Annotated in this window: 18 protein-coding genes, 1 other RNA gene and 1 pseudogene; 9 read left to right on the top strand and 11 right to left on the bottom strand. The window is 60.2% G+C overall.

Annotated elements, in window-relative coordinates; genetic code table 11:
* The first annotated feature begins 98 nt into the window (after nt 1-98).
* The 9 genes and pseudogenes from HPY55_06795 to HPY55_06835 all read left to right on the top strand — a co-directional run bounded on the left by HPY55_06795 (nt 99) and on the right by HPY55_06835 (nt 10286).
* Complete coding sequence (locus HPY55_06795; protein ID NPV70339.1) at nt 99-2390, top strand: hypothetical protein; 2292 nt, start codon at nt 99-101, stop codon at nt 2388-2390.
* 248 nt (nt 2391-2638) lie between these two features.
* Nucleotides 2639-2893: pseudogene (locus tag HPY55_06800) on the top strand (GTPase).
* Nucleotides 2894-2933: 40 nt separating this feature from the next.
* Nucleotides 2934-3074 (top strand): hypothetical protein, encoded by a 141-nt coding sequence (locus HPY55_06805; protein ID NPV70340.1) that lies wholly within the window; start codon nt 2934-2936, stop codon nt 3072-3074.
* A gap of 21 nt (nt 3075-3095) precedes the next feature.
* A complete protein-coding gene (locus HPY55_06810) occupies nt 3096-4394 on the top strand; it encodes an aspartate aminotransferase family protein (protein NPV70341.1) in 1299 nt (432 codons plus the stop codon).
* Nucleotides 4395-4555: 161 nt separating this feature from the next.
* Nucleotides 4556-5338 (top strand): hypothetical protein, encoded by a 783-nt coding sequence (locus HPY55_06815; protein NPV70342.1) that lies wholly within the window; start codon nt 4556-4558, stop codon nt 5336-5338.
* A 118-nt stretch (nt 5339-5456) separates the two neighbouring features.
* Nucleotides 5457-7253 (top strand): ABC transporter ATP-binding protein, encoded by a 1797-nt coding sequence (locus HPY55_06820; GenBank protein ID NPV70343.1) that lies wholly within the window; start codon nt 5457-5459, stop codon nt 7251-7253.
* Entirely contained in the window at nt 7237-8049 is an 813-nt protein-coding gene (locus HPY55_06825) for an energy-coupling factor transporter transmembrane protein EcfT (protein NPV70344.1), read from the top strand. The genes HPY55_06820 and HPY55_06825 overlap by 17 nt, the downstream gene beginning before the upstream one ends.
* Before the next feature lie 68 nt (nt 8050-8117).
* Nucleotides 8118-9407: a nickel-dependent lactate racemase gene (gene larA, locus HPY55_06830; GenBank protein NPV70345.1), complete on the top strand. Its 1290-nt coding sequence runs from the start codon at nt 8118-8120 to the stop codon at nt 9405-9407.
* 90 nt (nt 9408-9497) lie between these two features.
* Nucleotides 9498-10286, top strand: a complete 789-nt coding sequence (locus tag HPY55_06835) for an IclR family transcriptional regulator (GenBank protein NPV70346.1) — start codon at nt 9498-9500, stop codon at nt 10284-10286.
* Between the two features lie 220 nt (nt 10287-10506).
* Here the strand turns inward: HPY55_06835 and HPY55_06840 are convergent, their stop codons facing one another.
* From HPY55_06840 to HPY55_06890, 11 genes are all read right to left on the bottom strand, one after another.
* On the bottom strand, nt 10507-11589 hold the full coding sequence (locus tag HPY55_06840) for an efflux RND transporter periplasmic adaptor subunit (protein ID NPV70347.1): 1083 nt from the start codon (nt 11587-11589) through the stop codon (nt 10507-10509).
* A 30-nt stretch (nt 11590-11619) separates the two neighbouring features.
* The gene (locus tag HPY55_06845) at nt 11620-14025 is read right to left on the bottom strand and encodes an ABC transporter permease (protein ID NPV70348.1); all 2406 of its coding nucleotides are present in this window, start codon (nt 14023-14025) and stop codon (nt 11620-11622) included.
* A complete protein-coding gene (locus HPY55_06850; protein ID NPV70349.1) occupies nt 14025-14765 on the bottom strand; it encodes an ABC transporter ATP-binding protein in 741 nt (246 codons plus the stop codon). Before HPY55_06850 ends, HPY55_06845 begins: the two co-directional genes overlap by 1 nt.
* Entirely contained in the window at nt 14766-15923 is a 1158-nt protein-coding gene (locus tag HPY55_06855) for a TolC family protein (protein NPV70350.1), read from the bottom strand. It lies immediately after the preceding gene.
* A gap of 18 nt (nt 15924-15941) precedes the next feature.
* Nucleotides 15942-16598, bottom strand: a complete 657-nt coding sequence (locus tag HPY55_06860; GenBank protein NPV70351.1) for a TetR/AcrR family transcriptional regulator — start codon at nt 16596-16598, stop codon at nt 15942-15944.
* Between the two features lie 395 nt (nt 16599-16993).
* Nucleotides 16994-18292, bottom strand: coding sequence for a phenylacetate--CoA ligase (locus HPY55_06865; GenBank protein ID NPV70352.1), 1299 nt, complete (start codon nt 18290-18292; stop codon nt 16994-16996).
* A gap of 117 nt (nt 18293-18409) precedes the next feature.
* Complete coding sequence (locus HPY55_06870) at nt 18410-18841, bottom strand: ACT domain-containing protein (GenBank protein ID NPV70353.1); 432 nt, start codon at nt 18839-18841, stop codon at nt 18410-18412.
* 5 nt (nt 18842-18846) lie between these two features.
* Nucleotides 18847-20166 (bottom strand): phenylacetate--CoA ligase, encoded by a 1320-nt coding sequence (locus HPY55_06875; GenBank protein NPV70354.1) that lies wholly within the window; start codon nt 20164-20166, stop codon nt 18847-18849.
* A gap of 14 nt (nt 20167-20180) precedes the next feature.
* A complete protein-coding gene (locus HPY55_06880) occupies nt 20181-20447 on the bottom strand; it encodes a hypothetical protein (protein NPV70355.1) in 267 nt (88 codons plus the stop codon).
* Between the two features lie 1043 nt (nt 20448-21490).
* Nucleotides 21491-21916, bottom strand: an RNA gene (gene rnpB / locus HPY55_06885) — RNase P RNA component class A.
* Nucleotides 21917-22046: 130 nt separating this feature from the next.
* Nucleotides 22047-22613, bottom strand: coding sequence for a LemA family protein (locus HPY55_06890; GenBank protein ID NPV70356.1), 567 nt, complete (start codon nt 22611-22613; stop codon nt 22047-22049).
* Between the last annotated feature and the right edge of the window lie 97 nt (nt 22614-22710).

Consider the following 22710-nt stretch of genomic DNA (forward strand, 5'->3'; position numbering starts at 1 on the left):
CCTCCCCCAACGACACGTTTCTCCGGACAGGCCCGGATACAATCCTGTATAGGGCCTCCCCGGAGGCCCCACACATCAGGACCAAGGAGGAGAGGCGTGTGCGAAGGTGGTTATCCCTGTTGCTCGTGCTCTTCTTGGTGCTCGGCCAGGCTGCGGGCGTATCCGCAAAGGTCATTGACAGCGAGCACGAAGAGGGCGCGTACTGGAAGGAGGTCCCGGACTACACGGAGCGGCCGACGAGGCCGTACCCCAGTTACACCTACTACTCGGAACTGCCCGCCATTCTGCGCGACATCGACACGAGGAGCAACCGCGTCAAAGTGGAGGTGATGGGTCATTCGGCGCTGGGTCGCGATATGTTCCTGGTCACCGTAAGTGACCCGACCGCATTGGGACGCCTCGGCCACTACCAGGCGTTCCGCCACACGATGCTGAAGGACCCCGATAAGGCGCAGGCAATGCTCGAAAAGGGCGACGATTTCAAGGTCCCCATATTCATCAACGCGAGCATACACGGGGGAGAAACGCCCGGAGTCGACGCGGCCCTGCGGATGCTGCGGCGCCTCGCGTTCGACGATGACGAAGAGGTCCGCAAGATCCTGGACAACACGATCGTCCTCATCAACATCGTGCAGAACCCCGATGGACGGATAATCGACACGCGCCCGAACGGGAACGGTTTCGACTGCAACCGCGATTTCATCACGCTGTCGCAGCCGGAGTCGAGGGCGACCGCCGCGGCGATCGTCAAGTGGAAGCCGATGATATTCCTCGACCTCCACGGGTTCGTCAATCCAATGCTGATCGAGCCGTGCACGGTCCCCCACAACCCCAACTACGAATACGACCTGTACATCAAGTGGGCGCTCGAGCAGGCCGAGGCCATGAGGACCTCGGTGGAGGCCAACACCCCGTTCCAGGCCGAAATACCATACCTCGACTACGGCGAGGGTTGGGACGACTACCCCCCGATATTCACGCCCATGTACGCGATGTACCACGGCTCCATCGGCCACACGCTTGAAACCCCCAAGAAAACCGAGGATGGCGTGAACGCCCACTACTACGCCATCATGGCCGCCGCACGCTTCGCCGCCGAAAACAAGGTCGCCATGTTCAACGACCAGATAGAGGTGTTCCGCCGCGGGATTGAACGCGTTGTGCAACCCGACATGCAATTCCCATACGCCTACGTCATCCCCGCCGATCCCGCCAACCAGAAGGACCCGGTTCAAGCGGCCCGCGCCGTCGAGCACCTTCTCTTCAACGGTATCGAGGTGCAGCAGGCAAAGAAGTCGTTCGTCGCCGGCGGCAGGCAGTATCCGGCGGGCACGTTCGTGGTGCCCATGAATCAGCCGTTGAGGGCCCTCGCCAACACAATGCTCTGGGACGGCGAAGACATCTCCTACGAGGTCAGCGACATGTACGACATATCCGCGTGGAACCTGCCCGAACTTTGGGGGTTCGACGCGGCCGCCGTGGCCGCCCCGTTCGACGCCTCGCTGGTCGGTCTGTCTAAACCGGACTACCCCGCGGGCGCCGTGGACGGTGACGGCCCCGTTTACGTGCTCGAGAACCGTACCAACAACGCCGTCAAGGCCGTTAATGAATTGTTGAAGCGCGGCTTTCTCGTGCAAATAACCACCGCGCCCGTCCCCGCCGGTGGCGAAGCGACGCTGCCCGCAGGCACGTTCGTGATTCCGGCGGACCAGAGCGGCCTGCGCAAGGAGCTCGTTTCCCTTGCGAATCGCTACTCCATTGCGTTCAAGGGCTCGCCCGGCCCGGCGCCGGGTCTGAAGACCCTCACCACGCCTAAGGTCGCGGTACTGGGCGACGCCGCGGTCACGTTCGTCCTGAGAAACCTCGGATTCAACGTGACGACCATCGCGCCGTCCGACCCGCTCGGCGCTTACGACGTGCTGGTGGCGTCGTCCGCGGCGCCGGCCGCTGCCGTGCGGTCGTTCGTCCAGTCGGGAAAGGGATACGTGGGGATCGGGCGCTACGGCCTGACCGGGGACCTCGGCACGATGCTGCCGGTTACGTACGCCTACGGTAACGCCTACGACAACGGTGTAGTCCGCGCCCGCTACGGGCCGGAAGGGGTCGTGGCCGCATACTACGGCCTCGATGACTATGCGTTCGTTTACCGGCCCCTGTGGTTCACCGGGGTGGGGCCGGGTGTGGCCGTGGACTCGTGGTACGGCAACGGCCAGTTCTTCGTCGCGGGCTTCTGGCCGAACCGCGAGCCGGCGGCGGGCAAACCCGCGGTCGTCAGCGGCTCATTCGGTCAGGGCAAGGTGGTCTACGTAGGGTTCCAGCCGGCGTTCCGCGCGCACACCGAGTACACGTTCAGGCTGCTGTCGAACTCGATCTTCCACTGTTTGAAATAAACACAGCCTGTAAATATTTCTTAGATAGGTAGACAAACGGCCATATCTGGGTTGGGATGTGGGCGACCAGGAGGTCGCTCACTCTTTTTATGCGTTCCCTTAAAAGGGGTGTTGTTATCGGAATCGTTAATTCCGCACTTGAGTCAAGGAGGAGAACTTCGCAGACTGCAGAACATATCACTCGACGCAAATGATAATTGCACTAAGTGAAACATTTCCGTGGGCACTCGTAAGGGGTAGGGCGGCGTGGAGTGGTCGTCTACGCCGGCGTCGACTACGAGGCAATCCTCCGCCAGGCCGAACGGGAGGCCGACGTGATTGTCTGGGACGGTGGAAATAACGACTTCCCCTTCTACAAGCCGGATATCCATATCACCCTGGTTGACCCGCACCGGCCCGGGCACGAGCTGCGTTATCACCCTGGATAAACTAACCTCCGAATGGCCCACGTCATTATCATCAACAAAGTCGACACCGCCACCCCTGAGGGAGTCGCCACCGTCCGCGACACCATCGCCAACTATTAACACTGCCGGCTACGATTTGGTGGTTTCGGCGACACCGATCGACTTGAGACGAGTAGCCAACTTCGATAAGCCGGTGCTGAGGGTGCGATACGAGCTCCAGGAAATAGGTAAGCCGACACTGGATGACGTGCTCGCGCAGCTGAACCCCATCCGGTAGCGGATGAAGAGGAGGGGTATCATGACAAGACGTGGCGCTGATTGGTATCACCGGGCAGAAATGGGCATATCGGGTAGTCTTGTGCATGACTGGCCCAACGTCCCAATTGAAAGGGCTCAGGGTTGCTACGCTTACGGGCCCAACGGGGAAACGTACATGGATTTTTGCGGAGGGATGGCCACTAACAATACCGGTCACTGCCATCCAAAGGTCGTAGCGGCGATAAAGGAGCAGGCAGAAAGGCTTATTCACGGGCCTATGGGTGTACTGCTCTACGAGCCGATCGTGCGGCTGGCGGAGGAATTGGCGAAGGTCACTCCGGACGGCCTGAACTCGTTCTTCTTCTTGAACAGCGGTTCAGAAGCAGTCGAAGGCGCAATCAAGATGGCAAGATATGTCACTTCCCGGCCGGGTATCGTTTCCTTTGTAGGCGGTTTTCACGGAAGAACGATGGGTGCGGCCTCGTTGACCACTTCAAAGTCCAAATACAGAAAGCACTATGAACCTCTGATGGGTGGGGTATACCAGATCCCCTACCCGTACTGTTTTCGTTGTCCATGCGGGTTGACCGAGGGTAGCTGCAATCTGAAGTGCTTTCATTTTGTTCAGGATTTGTTTGACCACTGCATTCAACCGTCGGAGGTTTCATGCTTCATCATCGAGCCGATCCTCGGGGAGGGCGGTTACGTCGTGGCCCCTCCCGAGTACCTTGCGAAACTAAGGGAGGTATGCACCGAAAACGGCATACTCCTGGTCTTTGACGAAGTCCAGAGCGGCTTTGGCCGGACAGGGACGATGTTTGCAGCCCAGGGAGTAGGGGTTACTCCGGACATCATGGCTATTGCCAAGGGGATCGCTTCAGGAATGCCGTTGAGTGCTACCGTTTCATCCAGGGAACTGATGTCTCAGTGGACAGCAGGGGCTCACGGCACCACCTTTGGCGGCAACCCGGTATCCTGCGCCGCCGCTCTGGCCACGCTCGAAGTGTTCAGAGAAGAGAATCTCCTTGAGAACACCCGGCGCCAGGGAAGCCGCGCCATGGAGTTTCTTAAGAAGTTGAAGGCTAAATACACTGTTATTGGCGACGTTCGGGGCAGAGGGCTTATGATCGGGATTGAACTGGTCGAACCTGTCGACGGACATACCCCGAATCCCGGAGCGGTTGAGTCCGTGCTGCAACGTTGCCTGGACAGAGGGCTCGTCCTTTACCCGGCAGGCACGTACAGCCAGGTTATTCGCTTCATCCCGCCGCTGATCGTGGCGGACGACGAGTTGGATAAGGCCCTGGACATCTTCGAGCAGGCTGTCGCATCCCTCTGAAAAAGGGAGGTTGATAAATGGAGTACGCTTTATACCGTATGGTGACCGATGAAGTGCTCCGGTAGGAGATTCGCCGTCAGTGAAACGTTTCGGCGAGAGTCATCGACCTGCAGTAAGTAATTCGGCCCGAGACAGTTGAGAGAAAAAGGAGGCACAGTGAAGTGGCCGAGCCGGTCGTCAAGGAAGCTCAAAAGCGGGTAGGGGGAGCATCGGTGGCCTGGATCACTCTGTTCGGCGCCCTCACTGGCGTGACTGCGCTTGTACCGATCTTCCCCTATGTAGGAGGTGGGGGCTATGTCCCCCTGTTGGTGCCGTTTGCTGCCCTGGCTCCGCTGCTCCTGGGACCTGTCGGTGGGATCACGTCCTCCATCGTTGGGGGAGGTATCGGAATGTTCCTGGCTCCGGCTGCCTTCCCTCTTGGAGTGGTAGATGTTTTCGTAACCGCAGTCGTGCCTGCCATCTATACTGCCCTTACAGTGAATAACGATCGTTACTGGAAACTCAACTTGTTGGCAATGGCCATAGGCGGCGGCATTGGCCTGTTGGTTCCGTACTACATTCCTGGCCCGGCAGCGGGTTTCGAAAGGCCTGCCACGATTGTATATCCCGCCCTGAGTGCCATCTACTGGCTCCCGTCCCTGCTTATTATTGCCAGCCCTCTAGGTCGGCGCTTTATCCCGGAGTGGTCGCGTTCAGATAACGCCAGGATGCGGTACCTGGGTATCCTGATCGCGTATCTGGCGTCGCTGTGGGTGTGGTGGAATCCTTGGACTCGACCATATTGGTACCTCCAGAAGTTCCCCCTGGCCCTGGGCATTGCGACCTGCATCGGGTACTCCTGGTGGATACCCACCCTTGCGGTAGTCATCACGGCGATAACTATCCCAATTCTCGAGGCACTGAAACGAAGCGGGTTGCCCAAGATAGACATGGCTCTCTGGTAAATGTTGTATCCGGGCGAAGTTCCGCACCTTGCGGAGCTTCGCCCGATCGAGCTCTTCACGGGTGGGGAGGGATCAGGTATCTATGAATCCCAGCGCCGGCAGTCAATGTGGTAGGGCTTTGGAGCACGAGCCTGTTGTGATGCTTAGAGGCCTGAGCTTTGCGTATGATAGGGATGTTCCAGCCCTGCGCAACATCGATTTGGAAGTCCACCTGGGGGATTTCGTCGCTGTACTTGGTGCCAACGGCGCTGGCAAGTCCACCCTTTGCTACATACTGACGGGCACCATCCCACACATCTACGGAGGCCGGCGAACTGGGGAAGTACTGGTGGACGGCGCCGATCCCTGGGAGCAGCCGATGTACGAGACTGCGAGGGGGTGTTCCATGGTCTTGCAGGATCCGGAAGCGCAGCTGTTCATGCCGGATCTCTTCATGGAAATGGCTTTCGGGCCGGCCAATCTCGGCCTGGAGAAAGAGGAGATAAAGCGACGGGTTCAGGACGTAATGGAAATCGTGGGACTTCGCGGAATGGAGAGGCGCAAGCCCCGTGCCCTCTCAGGTGGTCAAAAACAGCGGGCTGCCCTGGGGAGCGTACTCACCATGTTTCCGCGGCTGCTGGTGTTGGACGAACCCACATCACAGCTCGATCCTTTGGGCTCGGCTGAGGTTGTGCGAGCCCTCGAGAGCATCCGACGGACTGTCCAGCTCACCATCGTTATGACTACACATAAGACAGAAGAAATTGTGGGCCTGGCCAACCGCGCCGTGGTACTCAATCAAGGTACTGTAGAGGCCTGCGGCTCTCTCGACGAGGTGCTGGGGAATGTAAGCATGCTTGAGCGAGTAGGCGTACAGCCTCCGCCCTTGCGCAAGTTCTACTACTTCCTGCGCGATAAACCTGGTAGCGGTGTTGACGAGTACTTACCAGACCAACCTTGTAGCCAGTTAACGATTCCGGGAGTGGCTCGTTCCGTGAATAACCTCCTGGATAAAGGAGTACTGCGAGCCAATCCGGTACTCGCTCCCCCTCATATCCTGACCAGCAATGGTGGGCTTTTGCTAGAAGTTGAGAACGTAACCTACTATTATCCTGGTGAACCCCCCGTAAAGGCTCTCGACAGGGTAAATCTTGAAGTGCGGAAGGGCGAGTTCGTAGGTATTGTAGGGCAGAATGGCTCCGGCAAGAGCACTCTGGTAAAAGCTATTGTGGGTCTCCTGCGGCCCTCAGAGGGCACGATCAGGTTTCACGGCGAAGACATTTCCGCGCTTTCCGTGGGCGAGATTGCCACTCGAATTGGTTTAGTGCTTCAAAACCCTGATTACCAGCTATTTACGATTTCGGCGGAGGAAGAGGTGAGATTTGGTCTTAGAAACATCAACCTTTCGGAAGAGGAGACTCGGAGGCGTACGCAGGATGTCCTGCGCCTCACTGGTCTGGAGGCAGCTAGCGATACCTTTCCGTTCAAGCTGAGTTTCGGAGACCGGCGTAAACTGGCAGTGGCAGCAGTTCTTGCGATAGGACCCGAGGTCCTGATCATGGACGAACCCACCACTGCCCAGGATCATCGCGGCAGATACCTGTTGGCGGATATTGCTCGCGAGCTGCGGGAACGCGGAGGGCAGACGATCCTCATGATCTCTCACGACATGGAGTTGCTGGCTCAGTATGCAGATCGCCTGGTGGTAATGTATAACGGTGGAGTGCTACTCGACGGTCCCGCCCGCGAGGTGTTTTTTCGCACAAAGGAGCTGCAAAAAACCTATCTGGTGCCCCCCGTAGGTTGCGCCCTGGCCTCGCAATTGACAGGACTCGGCGACTCGTCTGGCATCCTTACAGTGGACGAACTTCTGCAGGCCCTGGAACTAACAACGGGTATCGTCGAAGGGGACAGAATTGATGCAGACCGCCTTTGATTACGTGCCACGAGACACATTCGTCCATCGATTGAATCCAGCCACGAAGATGGTCTTTGTGATTCTAACCCTGGGTGTCGTGATGATTCCATACGCCCCGCGCTGGCAGGACATGAAAGCTCTCTTGCTTTGGCTTAGCCTGACCGGCATCCTTTGGGCTGTGGCCCACATCAGTCCAAAACAGTTCTACGGCGTGCTCAAGATCCTTACGGGCACCTTCGTTTTTGTGATCCTTATCCAGGCTTTCATGTACCGTGGGACTCATATCCTGATTCGTTTTGGTAAGCTGCAGATACCGGGAGGAGCAGACCTGGGCGTAATTACGCAGGAAGGGTTGTTCTTCGGCATCCTCCTGTGTGTACGCATTCTTGTAGCGGTTGGGGCCCTGCCGCTATTCGTCGTTACCACTTCTTCATCCAAGATAATGGCCGTACTGCAATCTTTGAAGATACCACCGAAGCTCACCTTCATGTTTGTGAGCTCACTGACTTTTACCTCCCTCATCTTCGAAATCTGGGAAAGCATTATTGAGGCTCAAAAACTGCGAGCCTTTGACATTGACTCCATGACAATATGGCAAAAAGCGAAGCGCGCTTATGTGCCGGTGCTCGTTCCCATGATCCTTTTGCTCTTCCGCAAGGGCAACGATCTGCAAATTGCTTTGGAATCCAGGGCGTTCGGATCACCGGCGCAGCCGACACAAATGGAAGAGGTGCCCATGAAAGTGAATGATTATCTTGCGTTCATGGTGATGACAGTTGTGTTTGCCGGTGTTCTATACCTGAAGTTTCATTGAATAGTGGCTTGACATCCAACGGGGACTTCACGGAAGGGACGTTACTCCGGAGGGAGATTGAGAAGACGGTGTCTATACAACTGCCGTATGGTAGTAGTCGACTGGACTTTCAGCTGGAGTCAGAGGGGGGCCTCGGTGTGCTGGAACTGGGTAGACAGCCAACGGTAGACCCGGTATCGGCGACTCTGTCTGCGCTGCGGCACCCGCTTGACAGCCCTCCCCTTACGCAACTGGTGCAAGCGGGGGATAAGGTGACTATTTTGACCTCCGACTCGACGAGGGTGGTACAAGCGAACCTTTTCATGCCGGTCATACTCGATGAGTTGAACTCTTCCGGAGTCCCGGATCGCAACATTACCATACTTTTTGCTAGAGGCAACCACCGTGCCCTTTCTGAGGACGAAGTGGTGACTCTACTGGGTAAGGCTGTAACAGATCGGGTCCGGACGACTCAGCACGATTCCCACAACGAGGCCGATCTTGTGTTGCTCGGCCGAACCATTAGGGGCACTGAGGTATGGGTTAACCGTTTAGCCATCGACTGTAACCTGCTGATCATCACCGGTGCAGTGCAGTTTCACGATTTTGCCGGATTCAGCGGAGGGTGCAAGTCCATCCTCCCCGGTATCAGCGGTCACCAGACCATCCAGCAGAACCACCGCCTGCTTCTCTACCCCGTTCCTGGTTGCGGACGGAATCCTCACGCGGTCAGCGGCAAGCTGGATGGCAATCCTGTACACGAGGACATGTTGGAGGCAGCCCTCATGGTTCCCCGTGCCTTCATGGTCAATTCTGTAGTAACCCCAGAAGGCGGAATAGCCCATATGTTTGCGGGATCGCTTCGCAATGCCCACCATGAGGCTTGCCGGCTAGTCTCCAGGACCTTCGGGGTATCCATCGGTCAGCAGGCAGAGTTGGTCCTTGTCAGTTGCGGGGGGTGGCCGCGAGATATCAACTACTATCAAGCGACTAAGGCTATCTGCAACGCTGGCCAGGCGGTCATGGATGGCGGGGTAATTGTGCTGGTTGCCGAGTGCAGGGAGGGCCTGGGAGCAGAAGGATTCCCCTACTGGTTCGGGGAGCTAAGGGACGTGGCTGCAGTAGACGCTGTTTTGCGGAGGAGTTTCGATGTCGTGGGCTATTTTGCGTTGATGATCAAAGAATTGCTACAGAGCCGCAGCGTTACCATCATTGGCGTTACTGGGCTTGGAAGTGAGGAGGCTCGCATGGTGGGGCTGGAACCGGCGACCTCGCCTTTGGATGCACTTGCTAAGGCTCGGGCAAGGCTGAGGCATGGTTTTAGCTGGTGCGCAATTCCCAACGGATGCGTGACTTTACCGATAGTAGATCAACATTAGTACGTTATGTTCTGCTCGGCTCCTATCTGTTAAAATCCAACTCAGGTATTGATCTCATCAGAATATAGAATTGTGAATCGGTGGTGCATGATGCGGTCGGTAGAGCGTACCATCAAAATCCTCGAGATATTGGCCGGTGCGGACAACGGAGTCAGGCTGACGGACATTTGCTGCCATACTGGCTTGGACGGTAGCACCGCCTTGCGTTTTCTAAATGCAATGGAGAAGCTCGGTTATGCTGCACGAGAGGTTGGGGGCAATCGTTACTACTTAGGGCTGCGGGCCTGCTATCTGGCTGGCGGGCCGGCGTTCACCGTATTGCAGAGGGTAGCCAGGGTCCACATGGAGGCGCTGCAACGAGCCTGTGGAGAAGACGTCAACCTTGCAACGATGGATGCCGGCGCCGCCATTTGCCTGGAAACGCAGAAATCGTCGCATATACTTGGAGTCAACTTCTCGAGCGGCCTGCGTGTGCCCGTCCATGCCTCTTCTATAGGAAAGGCCATGCTGGCCTTCCTACCCTTGCAGAAGCGTGAGGCACTGCTGTCAGGAGGCGATCTCGAAAGGTATACGCCCAATACGATCACCTGTCGGGCAGATCTGGAGCATGAGCTGGAGATGGTCAGGCGTTGCGGGTACGCTACGGATCGGGAGGAGTTCACCTCCGGGGTGGTTTGCATAGGCACCCCCCTTTTTGATGTAAACGGTCACGTGGTGGCTGCCTTGAGCATCACCGCGCCTGTTCAGCGCATTTCCTTGCCCGATCTCGAGGCACGGTATGCTGACCTTCTCCTGTGCACGGGCCGGGCCATCTCGCGGGATCTGGGATGTAAGGAACTGCCGTTCGCATTGAGGCCCAACGCCGTGGGGCCAGGATGACGGATACTCGCGTTCTACAAGCCTGTAGTGTGCCTGCTTGGAAAGGACATTTACCGGGCGTACGCCGGCCTGAGTCGCTCAACCCCCGTAGACTATGGACGGCAGACCGTCCAGGTGCTGCCGCCCGCTATCGACTTCGTCGCCCCGAACCCCAGCGGCCGCAGCACCGTTCGCTACGCCGAGAAGCTGCTGTGGTTCAGGAACCTGCGGGACCTCACGGTCACTCTGTCGCCTGATCGATGATGCGAACGCCCTCCGCGACATCCCCGCGCGGATCGGTGATGACCTTATCCCCTTCTTTCAAGCCGGAGACGATCTCGACTGCCTCACCGGTTTCCGTGCCGGTCTGCACCTGGCGCAGCCGCGCCACGCCGCTCTCCACGACGTATACGCACTTGGCCTGGCTCTTCTGGAACACGGAGGCCTTGGGCAATACCACCACGTTATCCTTGACGCCGGTCGTTATCCGGACGTCCACGTCATAGCCGGGTCTCAGCGGCCCCGGATCCCCCTCCAGGGAAATGATGACCGGGACTCTTTGTTGTTCGAGGCCCAGGCTGGACACACGCGTGATCGCCTTCGGGTAGACCTGCTTGACAACCCCTTCGATCACCCTATCGCCGAGGACGGCCCCGGAAATGGCCACCTTCTGTCCAGGCGACACGCCCACGGCGTCGTACGTCAGGAGCTCCGCCCTCACCTCGAGGCGCGACAGGTCACCCATGCTCAGGACCGGCGCGCCGGGGGAAAGCACCTGCTGGTCCTTGGCGAATACCTCCAGCGCGATCCCGTCATCGGGGGCGACGAGGGTCGTCTGCCCCAGCTTCGATGCGGTGCCGTACTGGGTCGTGGCAATCCTCAGGTCGTCCTCGGCCATCCTGAGTTCCGCCCTGGCCTGGTTGTACTCGTTCTCAGATATGGCGCCCTTCTCAAAGAGGCTCCGCGAGGATTCTTCAAGCCTGCGCGCCTCGCTTACCCTGAGCTGGGCCTTGGCGAGGCCCGCCTTTGCTATGGCCTCCTGGTCCTGGGTGATGTAGGCCACCGGCTGCCCCTTCTTGAGGGAATCACCGACCCTGGCGGGCAGTCTCTCGACGCGGCCTCCGAGCGGGGCGTACACGACGAGCTCGTCCACAGTCTGGACCTTTGCCGTGTCCTCGACGTAAACCTGAAGGGAGCCCCTGGCGACAACCATGGAAGGGGCGGCGACCCGTTTCCCAAGACCCCTGGCAGCGTACAGCGCGCCGCCGATGAGTCCCGCGACGATCACTATCACCAGTATCCTCTTGCCACGAGACAGCCTCACGATTATCCCTCCACCCGGAGTAACGTGTGCCTATTCCTGAGTCTTCAGTTCAGCGGTCGGTTCGAGCCTGGCGATCCTCCTCGACCCCGCCCAGCGCGCCAGCGTGAGGAACAGCCAACCCCCCGCGGCGGCAAACAGGTACGTACGCGGGTATATCACGACAGGGAACGTCCACAGGTCACCCGCGGTGGCCGCCATGAACGCCCTGGCCGCCGCGTTGCCCAGGGGGAGTCCGAGGACTATCCCCAACACCGAAAGGGCGGTGTTCTCGTTGAACACGATCGACGCGGCCTCCGCTGACGTGAGGCCGAGGGCTTTCAAGAAGGCGATCTCCCTCTTGCGCTCCTCAATACTTATGGATGACACCGTGTACATGATCGAAAAGCCCATTCCGACGCCAAGCGCGGTCATGATGCCAACCGAGAAGATCAGCGCACCCGTCATCTTGTCGAAGTCCCGCGCCTGGTCGGCCGGGCTCGTCATGCCTATGACCACCGGCGACTGGGAAAGCAGCGCGCGGACCCGGGAGGCTTGGGTGGACGTTATCCAGGCCGCATTCGCGGTCCCCGACTCTCCCACAAGCGCGTTCACCTGCTCGATCGGCGCGAAGGCGCTGCCCCCCATCAGCTCCTGGACGATCCCCCTGACCACCATCGGACGCTTGTTCTGGAGACCATCGAGCGCCTCGACCATGACGGAATCGCCGACGGTAACCCCGAGCTTATCCGCCGTCCGCTCGGTCAGCAGGATCCCGTCATCCGGCACACCGAGCCTGAGGCCGTCCGGGTCGACGATCACCTGCATCCTCGAACCGGCGGGGAGGCCTTTCAGCGATACGTCCTCTTCGACCAACCCCGACCTGAGCCTCGCCGCATACTGGCTGTACATCTCCACACCGGTCACACCGGGCAAACCGCGGAGGAAATGATACGTCTCGCGCCCCACAGGCTTCCCAAGGGTGACGGCGAGGTCGTACTTCTGCCTCCCAAGAATCCCTTCCACAAACAGGTAGTCCACGGCGTCCACGTTGAACATGGCCATTACCAGCAAGACCACCGCGAGCGTCGCGCCCATAACGGTCAGCGCCGCCCTGCCCTTGTGCCGGCTGAGGTTTCGCATCGCCATCTTCCAGGAAAACGACAGTCTCCGCCAGAGCGCGGGGATGACCTCCAGCAACGCCTTCACGGCCCCCGGCGGGGCCGGCGGCCGCATTGCTTCAGCCGGTATCAGCCGGAGCACACTTCCGGCCCCGAAATACCCCGCAACCACCGAGACCGCCACAGTCATAGCGATGGCGCCGGCGATCTCCCCCCAGGCCAGCCGCCCGGTACCGAGGGGGAGGCTGTAGTACACGCGATATGCCGTCATCATCCCCCTGATCCCCCACGAGGCGCCGAGCACGCCCAGGATAGACCCAGCAAGGCCGCCGAGGACGGCAAAGCCTGTGTAGTGAGCCAGCACCTGGAGGCTCGAGTATCCAAGCGCCTTCATCACGCCTATCTGGGTGCGCTGATCCCTAACCATCCTGGATATGCTGATGTACATGATCGCCGCCCCAACCGCCAGGAATATGGCGGGAAGGGTGGTCGACATCGTCTTGACCTGCTCGAACTCGGATGTTATCACCTGGTGGCTGAACTGGTCCTTTCGCTCCAGTGACGATACGCGCCCGTACGGGTCCAGCGCCTTGTCCACGGCGGCCTTGACACTCGAGGTGTCGGCCCCGGGAGAATACCTCACCAGCACCTGGTTCACTTCGCCCTCGTACCCGAACAGCGAGGCCATGTCCTTTTGAGACATGAACAGAATCCCGAAGGTAAACGGGTCAGGCAGCAGCGTCGAGGCGTCCTTGGTCGCGTATATGAACTCGGGGCTGGTCGCGGTGCCGCACACCCTCACCCTCGCGACCTTGCCGTGAACGTACATGACGAGCTCGTCACCCGGTTTAAGGTCGTGTGCCGCCGCGAACTTGGGATCGACGGCGACCTCGCCCGTCGCCACGCGCGGCCTCCGGCCCGAAACGAGTTCTATCTCGTTCACCGTAACCTGGTGAACATCGGGAACACCGACGACCCGGCCCGTGATCGAGCTTTCCTTACCCTGTGCGGCCGCGCCCCCCGTAGACTTCGGGACGTCGAGCCGCGCGTCCAGCATCAGGCGCCCCTCGGCCGCGGCCACCCCGTCGATCCGGCGGACGCGGTCCACCGCTGCAGCGGGGGCGCGCCTCACCTGCACCATCAGGTCGTTGAACCTGCACCGGTCGTAATAGCGGTACAACGATTCGTGGAGCTCGCGGTACGTCGCGTTCATGGTCGCGAACGCCATGATCCCGATGGCTACGACCGCCACCATCGAGAGGAACTGCCCGCGCGTCTTCCCGATCTGGCGGAACAGCTTCCTGTAGAGGGTCCCTTTCGCCGTCCTCGCCGGTGCCACTACCATTCAATCCTTTCGGGATCAACCGGATTCTCGTTCCGCTTCAACGAGACGACCTCGCCGCTTCGAAGCCTAAGCACCCTGTCGCCCATCGCCGCAACCGGCTGATTGTGCGTGATCAAGAGCACAGTCCTGCCGTATTCCCTGTTCACTTCCCTGAGGAGCTTCAGCACCTGCCTGCCGGTCTCGTGGTCGAGCGCGCCGGTTGGCTCATCGCACAGCAGGAGGTCGGGATTCTTGGCAACAGCCCTGGCTATCGCCACCCTCTGTTGCTCGCCGCCGCTGATCTGCGAAGGGAAGTGGTCGCCCCTCTCACCCAGCCCGACCTTCCTGAGGACCTCGTCGGTAGGAAGCGGGTTCTCAGCCAGTTCTCGGGCGAGGTCGACGTTCTCCCTGGCCGTCAGGTCGGGCAACAGGTTATAGGATTGAAATATGAACCCGACAGCGTGCCTCCTGTATCTCGTGATCTCCGCCTCATTGAACCGCGTCATGTCGGCCCCGTTGTACACGATGCTCCCCGACGTCGGGCGGTCGAGGCCGCCCAGCAGGTTGAGGAGCGTGCTCTTGCCCGACCCGCTGGGGCCGAGGATGACGAGCAACTCCCCGCGCTGCACGTCGAACGTCACGCCGCGGAGCGCGTTGACCGTGACCTCGCCGGTCCTGTATTGCTTGCACACGTTCTTGAACGAGACCACGACCCCGTTCGAGCCGTGGGCCTGGAGGCCGTTAGCGCTACGCATCTACTTCAACTGGCCACCTTCCGTGATGAAGTCGAACCTCGCTCCCGCGAACCCCAAATCGAATCTCGACTGTATCACCGACGCCTCGACGCCCTTAAGCAAGGCCTCCGCGGTCGTTATCTCGAGAAACGTGCCGAAGCCCGATTCGTATCGTAGACTGGCAAGGCGCAGGTTCTCCTTCGCCTGGTCAAGCGCTTTCGAGTTCATCTCGTAACGCTGCGCCGCTTCCACCAGCGCCTGGTATGACGTCCGAACATCGAGGACCGCCGCATCCTCAGCCTGCTGTAGGCCGATCCCGGCCGACTCGACGTCCAGGGCCGCCTGCCTGACAGTCCAGACGTTGGGGCTGAAGAACTCCGATGCGAGGCGTTGTCTCAGTTCAGCCTCGGAAAGACGGTCCCTTGCGGCGCGCACATCAGGCCTCGCCGCCAGGACAGGGTCCATGACCTTCGAGATGTCAAGCGGTTCCACCGCGCCCCCGTCCGGGCTGAGCCCCTCCTCGGTCACCCGGAACGCCGTCGAATCCTCAATGCCGGCAACCTGCTTCAGGGTGACCAGCGCCAGTTCACGCAGGTTCCGGGCGGAAGTGAGATCCACCTTCGCCGACGCGAGGGCGACCTCCGCCGAAAGTACCTCCGTCCTCGGCACAGTGCCCGCGTCGTACCTCGCCCGCGCGACCGCGAGGTGACCCTGCGATCGCTCCACTGCCGCCGAGGCTGCCGCAACCGTGCCTTCCGCCTTCAACACATCGTAATACGATTTTGAAACCAGAAGGTAGAGGGATTTTTCGGAATTCTTCAAACCGGCCCGGGCCTGTTCAACGGCGTTCAACGCCACCACCGGGCTGTAGTACTTGACGAGGCGCAGATCCCAGGTTGTGGCGTTCTTGTCCTCGACGGCGTCTGCCGTGCGCGAGGCCTGGTCGTACGCGAGCTCGGCCTGCTTCACCGCGAGCCTCGCCTGGGCCATCGACAGGCTCGACGCCTGGGCGCGGTTGTAGACCTCCTCCAGCGTGATCAGCTGGGAAGTCTTAGGGGCCTCCCCCTGCCCGGCCCCGCCCGTTTCCCCGAAGGCCGGCGGGGACCAAGCGATGAGCGCCGTTGCCACGATAACCACGACGGTTCCACGAGACAGTCCACTCCGGATTCTCCTCAACAACCGCCACGCCCCCCGACTCTACCCGTGTTGGGCGCCGCCATTACCCTGCCCGGCGGGCGGCTCGCCGATGATACCATATAGGATGAAGTCCGTGAGATCGTCCAGAAGGTTCGAGGTTGAGCACTCGACCCCCAGGTGTTCCTTCATGCCCTGACAGAACTTGTCGCCGAGATTCAAGATCGCCCACATCGCCGCGTTGATCCCGAGGCTGAAGATCAGAAAGTTGAGTGGGCGCACCAGTCTTCCTGATTCAACCACGCTGTTGAACAGCGGCAGGTTCCTCTTTGCCCGCTCCAGCATGTGCTCGCCGAGCAAGATGTCGGCCACTTCGGGATGGCGCAGGGACTCCGTGAACAGGATATTGAACAAGTCCCGCTCCCTGTCATACATCTTGAGCCGGATCTCCAGCACCTTCCTCATGAAACCCCGCAGGTCCCGCTCTCCCCGGAGCTTCGCATGACTCGCCTCATAAGCCTCCTCAACGGCCGGCTCCACGCACGCCATCAGCAGGTCCTTCTTGTCCTTGAAATGCCGGTAGATGGTCCCCTCCGCGATACCGGCCCGCCGCGCTATCTCACCGATCGTGGCCCCGTCGAAACCCCTCTCGGCAAACAGGCCCCGCGCCTCGGCGACGATCCGGTCTCGGGTACTAGGTCCATCAGCCACAGGAACCACCCCTTGCTCGGACGAGTGTGTGAGCGTTCACTCACATGCTAGACTCTACCATGCTCTATGCAAACCTGCAAGATATTCCGTGAGATGTTTCGTCGGGCAGCGGTATGTCACCCTGTGAGCAGATTGAGGATGTGTTGCGCGATTCTGTGGTCACACGCCAGGTGTTACGTGTGGTCAAATCCCACGGGACAGTCGAAAACCTGTAGGCGTTGCCCACAGATCTCCATCGAAAGCGTTGTTCTTGCCGACGAACCAACCGCAAGCGAGGCTCTTACCTACAGGTGAGCGCGGCTCCTGTAGGTCTTACCTACAGACGGGCGCCGCCGGTGCGGGTTTCGCCTACAGATGGGCGCCACGAGTGTGGCTCACACCGACAGGTTGAACGCGAACATACCTCACTTCGGGCGGTTGTCGATCACCCGTTTCGCCTTACCCATACTGCGTTCGAGTGACCTGTATTCGACCAGCTTTACTTTTGGCTGTATTGACAGCGCGTTCTGGAGCTTCGAGGCTATCCTCCGTTCGAACGCTTCGAGGTCACGGAAACTTCCGGTGAACTTCTCGCTCGTGAGTTCGACGTGCACCTCGAGTTCGTCGAGATAGCCGCGACGGTTTACCACCACCATATAGTGCGGGGCGAGGCCATTGATGTTCATGAGCACGTTTTCTATCTGCGAGGGGAAAACGTTGACGCCCCTGATTACCAGCATGTCGTCGCTGCGCCCCAGCACCTTCTGCATGCGGGCGGTCGTGCGCCCGCACTTGCAGGGTTCGGGGTTGAGCGCCGTCACGTCCTTCGTGCGGTACCTGATGAGTGGCAACGCCTCCTTGGTAAGGGTCGTGATGACCAGCTCACCCTTCTCACCGTACGGGAGCGGTTCGCCCGTCCCGGGGTTGATGATCTCCGCGAGAAAATGGTCCTCGGAGATGTGCATCCCCCCGCCCACCTCGCACTCGCCGGCGACGCCCGGGCCGATTATCTCGCTGAGGCCGTAGTTGTCGGTGGCCCTCAAGCCCCACGTCTTCTCGATCTCCTTGCGCATGCTCTCGGTCCAGGGTTCGGCGCCAAACAGCCCTACCCGCACCTTCAGGTCGTGGGGGTCTATTCCCTCGTCCCGCGCGACCTCGGCCATGTGTAACGAGTACGACGGTGTCGAGACGAGCGCTGTAACCCCAAAATCCTTCATGAGCATTATCTGGCGCGCCGTGTTTCCGCTCGAGGCGGGGACGACCGCGGCGCCGACCCTCTCGAGGCCGTAGTGGAGTCCGAAACCGCCGGTGAACAGGCCGTAGCCGAAGCACACCTGCGCCACGTCTCTGGACGTCACGCCCGCCTGGGTGACAACCCTGGCCACCAGGTTTGACCACGTTTCCAGGTCGTTCCGCGTATACCCGACAACGGTCGGCTTCCCCGTTGTGCCCGACGACGCGTGCAGTCTCACGACCTGGTCCATGGATACAGCGAACATCCCGTAGGGGTAACTGTCGCGCAGGTCGCTCTTCGTGGTAAACGGAAGGAGCCTGACGTCCTCGAGGCTGTTAATGTGCTCGGGTCTTACCCCGCGCTCCTCCATGAGACGACGGTACGCGGGCCTGCGCTCCCAGACCCGCGCTACCGTATCCTTCAGGCGCCTCAGCTGGAGGTCCCGCCTCTCCTTCCCGTCCATGCACTCGAATTGCGGTTCCCAGATCACTAGCATCAGCTCCCGTCCTGACCGTACTACCCGTCTTCGTCCGTTGTCTCAGCCGGAGGTGAAAGGCTATGTCCACAACATTACCACCTGTTACGCCGACGGTAAATAGGGAAGGCGCTACAGCCGGTACATCTCCTCGGCCCTGAGCACCCTCACCCCGTTGTCCTGAAGCACCTTCACGGCGCGGTCCATGTCGTCCACTCTGAACAGCACCAGCGCGTCGATGGACGCCTTGCCCAGGAACGCGTACAGGTACTCGATGTTGATTTTGGCGTCCGCCATGTGCTTGAGCACGCCGGCCAGCCCGCCAGGCTTATCGGGAATTTCCACCCCGATCACGTCGGTCTCGCTCACCGTGAAGCCGCGATGCTGCAACGCTGCGGCGGCGTCCGTGGGGCGATCGACGATCAGGCGGAGGATCCCGAACTCTGTCGTGTCGGCGATGGAAAGCGCCCTGATATTGATGTTCTGTTCAGCCAGTGCGGACGTGACCTCATGGAGGCGCCCCGGCCTGTTCTCGAGGAACACCGAAATCTGCTTGACGCGCATTTCACTCACCCCTGCTCCTTGTAGACTTCGCGCCTGTCGACTACCCGCTTCGCCTTGCCCTCGCTTCTGGGGATGGTCTTCGGTTCCACCAGCTTGACCCTGACCGATATGCCCAGGGTGCTTTCGATCAGTTCCTCGATCCTGCGACGCAGTCCTTCCAGCCCCTTTACCTGATCCGAGAAGAACCGCGCCGAGACTTCAACCCAGATTTCCATCTGGTCGAGGTTGGCCTGCCGGTCGACAACCAGCTGGTAGTGCGGCTCGGCCTCGCTGAATTGGAGGAGTACCTCCTCGATCTGCGACGGGAACACGTTGACTCCGCGGATGATGATCATGTCGTCGGTCCGGCCACTGATCCTCGACATCCTGACGTGCGTGCGCCCGCACGTGCAGGTCCCGGGTACGATCGACGATATGTCGCGGGTCAGGTACCTGATTATGGGCAAAGCCTCCTTGGTAAGCGAGGTGAACACGAGCTCGCCCTTTTCCCCGGGCGGGAGGTTCTCGCCGGTCACGGGATCGATTATTTCCGGGATGAAATGGTCCTCCCAGATGTGCAGGCCCGACTTATCCTGGCATTCGCTCGCCACGCCGGGCCCGATCACCTCGCTCAGGCCGTATATGTCGACCGCGCTGACGCCCAGCTTCCGCTCGATGTCCTCGCGCATGCTGTTCGTCCACGGCTCGGCTCCCAGGATCGCGTTCCTCAGCCGCAGGTCTTCCTTCTTGATTCCCAGTTCACCCATGACCTCCGCGATGTGTAACGCGTAGCTCGGGGTGCAGGCAAGCATGGTCGGGCCGAAGTCCTTCAGCAGCATGACCTGGCGCCGGGTGTTTCCCCCGGACACGGGCACGACCGTCACGCCCATCAGTTCGGCGCCGTAGTGGATGCCGAGACCGCCGGTGAATAGACCGTAGCCGTACGCGTTGTGGAGGACGGTGTCGGGGGTGCCTCCACCGCATCCGATCGTCCTCGCCATCAGCTCCGCCCACGTGCCGACGTCGTTGCGCGTGTAGCCGACGACCGTGGGCTTGCCGGTCGTCCCCGACGAAGCGTGCACTCGTACCACTTCGCGAAGGGGCACGGCAAACATGCCATACGGGTAGTTGTCCCTCAGGTCCTGTTTGGTGGTGAACGGGAGCAACCTGAGGTCATCGATGCCCCTGATGTGCTCGGGGCGCACGCCACGCTCGTCGAGCGCCTTCCGGTAATGCGGTACACTATCATACGCCCTCCGGACGGTCGCCCGCAGGCGCTCAACCTGGAGCGCCCGCAGTTCGTCTCGCGACATGCATTCGGCCTTCCTGTTCCAGTACAAATCCATCACTCCTTGCGAGGTCATATGCCCTCGAAGCACCTGTCGACATGGCCGGGTTCCGGCGGCGCTGTCAGCATCGACACGATCACGAAAACCAGCGCAGGCAGGGGCAGCGAATACACCAGTGGGTCGATGTGGGTCCAGGGATACGGCAGTAACGCGTCCTTCCCGAAGACCAACCTGGCGATCCCAAACGGCTTCGACTCGGACAGGTGCAGGAAAACGTAACCCAGTATGCTGATCGACACGTAAACGACCATCATGACGATGAGCACACCGAGGTACATAGTTTTTCCTGCTTGTTCCACATCGCGGCACCGTACGCTACGCAAAGCCCTGCGGAAGCGATCGTCAGAATCCATGCCAGCGATATCCAGGGGTCCGCCATACCCAGCATTGCAGTCCCTCCCGTTTGTAGCCAGGCGAATACCGTGTGAGCAGGGTCCCCGGACACCTTTGAAAACACGAATGCCTTTCGTCCCTAGGGACGAAAGGCATTGCTTCCGTGGTACCACCCTGGTTGGCGAGCCCCCCGAACCTGTCGCGGGGCCGCCCTCTCGGACGGGTACGGGCCGAATGCGTCGTTCCTGTGGCCTTATACCCGCTCCCTTGTAACGGCAGGAGATCCGCCGGGGCCTACGCCGGAGCGCGATGTAGCGCGCAACCCTTTCAGCCTCGAAGCTCCGGGGAGAACTTCAACCGGTGGTCCCGGGCGGTGCTTTCAGTCCGCGGCTCCGCCTCCCTGAACGGTCCCAGCCCAGCCTACTTTTCCCCTTCATCACGGTAAACGCGGCAATGTATTTGCCGCCGATTGTATCACGCCTTAACACCACACGCAACAACGATTTGAAAAGGTCGCCGCGATCCTCGCCGCAGAAGGTGTGCTGAGTTCCCCTGAGAATGGATCTACCGGTAGACCCCGGCGGTCAGGACGATCACATCCGGCAGGGGCAATCAGGGGAGGGAGCTGTGATGCTCGGTGAGACTGCCCTAAAAGGTTGGACGAGAATGCGGCGCATATGACAGGGATGGCCGATGAGATCTGGCGCCTGGCCGAAGTAGGTCTGAGGGAGTTCAAGTCCGCTGGAATCATCACCTCGAGTCTCGAACAGGAAGGGTTTTCGGTTCAGCGAGGTGTGAGCGGCATACCCACCGCGTTTGTAGCCGCCTGGGGTTCGGGAAGGCCGGTGATCGATTCTCGGCGAATACGACGCGCTGCCGGGAATGTCCCAGAAGGTGCAACCTGCCAATGCAGCCGGTAGGATAGTCTATGCCCCAGGTGAATGAACGAGCGTGGCGCACACTGCGCCACGCTCCACGCCCACTGATCAGTTCGAGCAGACCTGTAAGCCGGGTTCTGTCGTGGATGGCCATCTATCTAGGACAGCCGGTTGCCCGGCGCCTCCAGCGACCTTACCCGAGGGGTTCAGCGGGCCGCGTCATCCCCCTCCTATTTGGTCTTTCTCCAGGCGGGGTTTACCTGGCCGGCCGGTCGCCCGGCCGCCGGTGGTCTCTTACACCACCTTTTCACCCTTACCGGAAAAAACGGGAAACCGGGGTTGTAAGCGTTTGTTCCCCCACCTCGTAGAGGCGTCCCACTACGATACCCCTGGCTTCCCGCCGGCGGACTGTTTCTGTGGCACTCTCCCTGGGGTTGCCCCCGCTGGGCGTTACCCAGCGCCTTGCCCTGTGGAGCCCGGACTTTCCTCGGACGCCACCTTTCGGCGATCGCGCCCGCAGCCATCCGGCCTGCTCGAACACATACTCAACCAGACAGTAGCACAACTAATCTTACAATGACCCGAAGGTATTGTCAAACAATTCGGCCGGACTGTACCAGGCGCGCGAATCCGGCCATTTTGCTGCGACGATGCGCTCCAGCCGTGCTAGAAACTCACCTTCGGCGCGGTCTTTGCGCCCTGCTCGATCTGGAAATACGGCTTCTCCTTGAAACCCATCATGCCGGCTATGAACGCCATCGGGAACTTCTTTACCGTCTGGTTGAACTCCTTGACTGCGTCGTTGTAGCGCATCCTCTCGACGGTCAGGCGGTTCTCCGTGCCGGCCAGCTCGTCCATGAGCCTCGTGAACTGTACGTCGGCCTTCAGGTTGGGGTACTGTTCAACTACCACCAGAAGCCTCGACAGGGCGCCCTCGAGCTGTCCTGCCGCCTGGATGCGCTGCTCCGGCGTCAACCCACCGCCGGCGAGTTTCGCGCGCGCCTGGACAACATCGTTGATAACCTTCTCCTCATGCGCAGCGTACCCCTTTACGGTCGCGACGAGGTTCGGGATCAAGTCGTACCGGCGCTGCATCTGGTTCTCGACCTGCGCCCACTTGCCGTTGATGTCCTCGTTGAGCAGGACGAGCCGGTTGTATGTCGACGTCAGTGATCCGGCGAACACCGCCAGTATCAGCACCAAGATCCCGACGCCTACAAGCACGTTCCTCATAGTCTCCTCCCCCTTTCTATAGCAGGCGGTCTACCAGCTGCGACCCGAGCCTCCTCCGCCGCTCGAACCCCCGCCGAAACCGCCGAATCCTCCACCA

The organism is Bacillota bacterium, assembly GCA_013178305.1.
GTDB lineage: Bacteria > Bacillota > Sulfobacillia > JABLXB01 > JABLXB01 > JABLXB01.

Excerpts from the sequence above, each read along its gene's own strand:
- HPY55_06890 (NPV70356.1), bottom strand. The coding sequence starts at position 22,613 with ATGAGGAACGTGCTTGTAGGCGTCGGGATCTTGGTGCTGATACTGGCG.
- HPY55_06880 (NPV70355.1), bottom strand. The coding sequence starts at position 20,447 with ATGTACCTCGGTGTGCTCATCGTCATGATGGTCGTTTACGTGTCGATC.
- HPY55_06810 (NPV70341.1), top strand. The coding sequence starts at position 3,096 with ATGACAAGACGTGGCGCTGATTGGTATCACCGGGCAGAAATGGGCATA.
- HPY55_06870 (NPV70353.1), bottom strand. The coding sequence starts at position 18,841 with ATGCGCGTCAAGCAGATTTCGGTGTTCCTCGAGAACAGGCCGGGGCGC.
- HPY55_06850 (NPV70349.1), bottom strand. The coding sequence starts at position 14,765 with ATGCGTAGCGCTAACGGCCTCCAGGCCCACGGCTCGAACGGGGTCGTG.
- HPY55_06825 (NPV70344.1), top strand. The coding sequence starts at position 7,237 with ATGCAGACCGCCTTTGATTACGTGCCACGAGACACATTCGTCCATCGA.
- HPY55_06875 (NPV70354.1), bottom strand. The coding sequence starts at position 20,166 with ATGGATTTGTACTGGAACAGGAAGGCCGAATGCATGTCGCGAGACGAA.
- HPY55_06835 (NPV70346.1), top strand. The coding sequence starts at position 9,498 with ATGCGGTCGGTAGAGCGTACCATCAAAATCCTCGAGATATTGGCCGGT.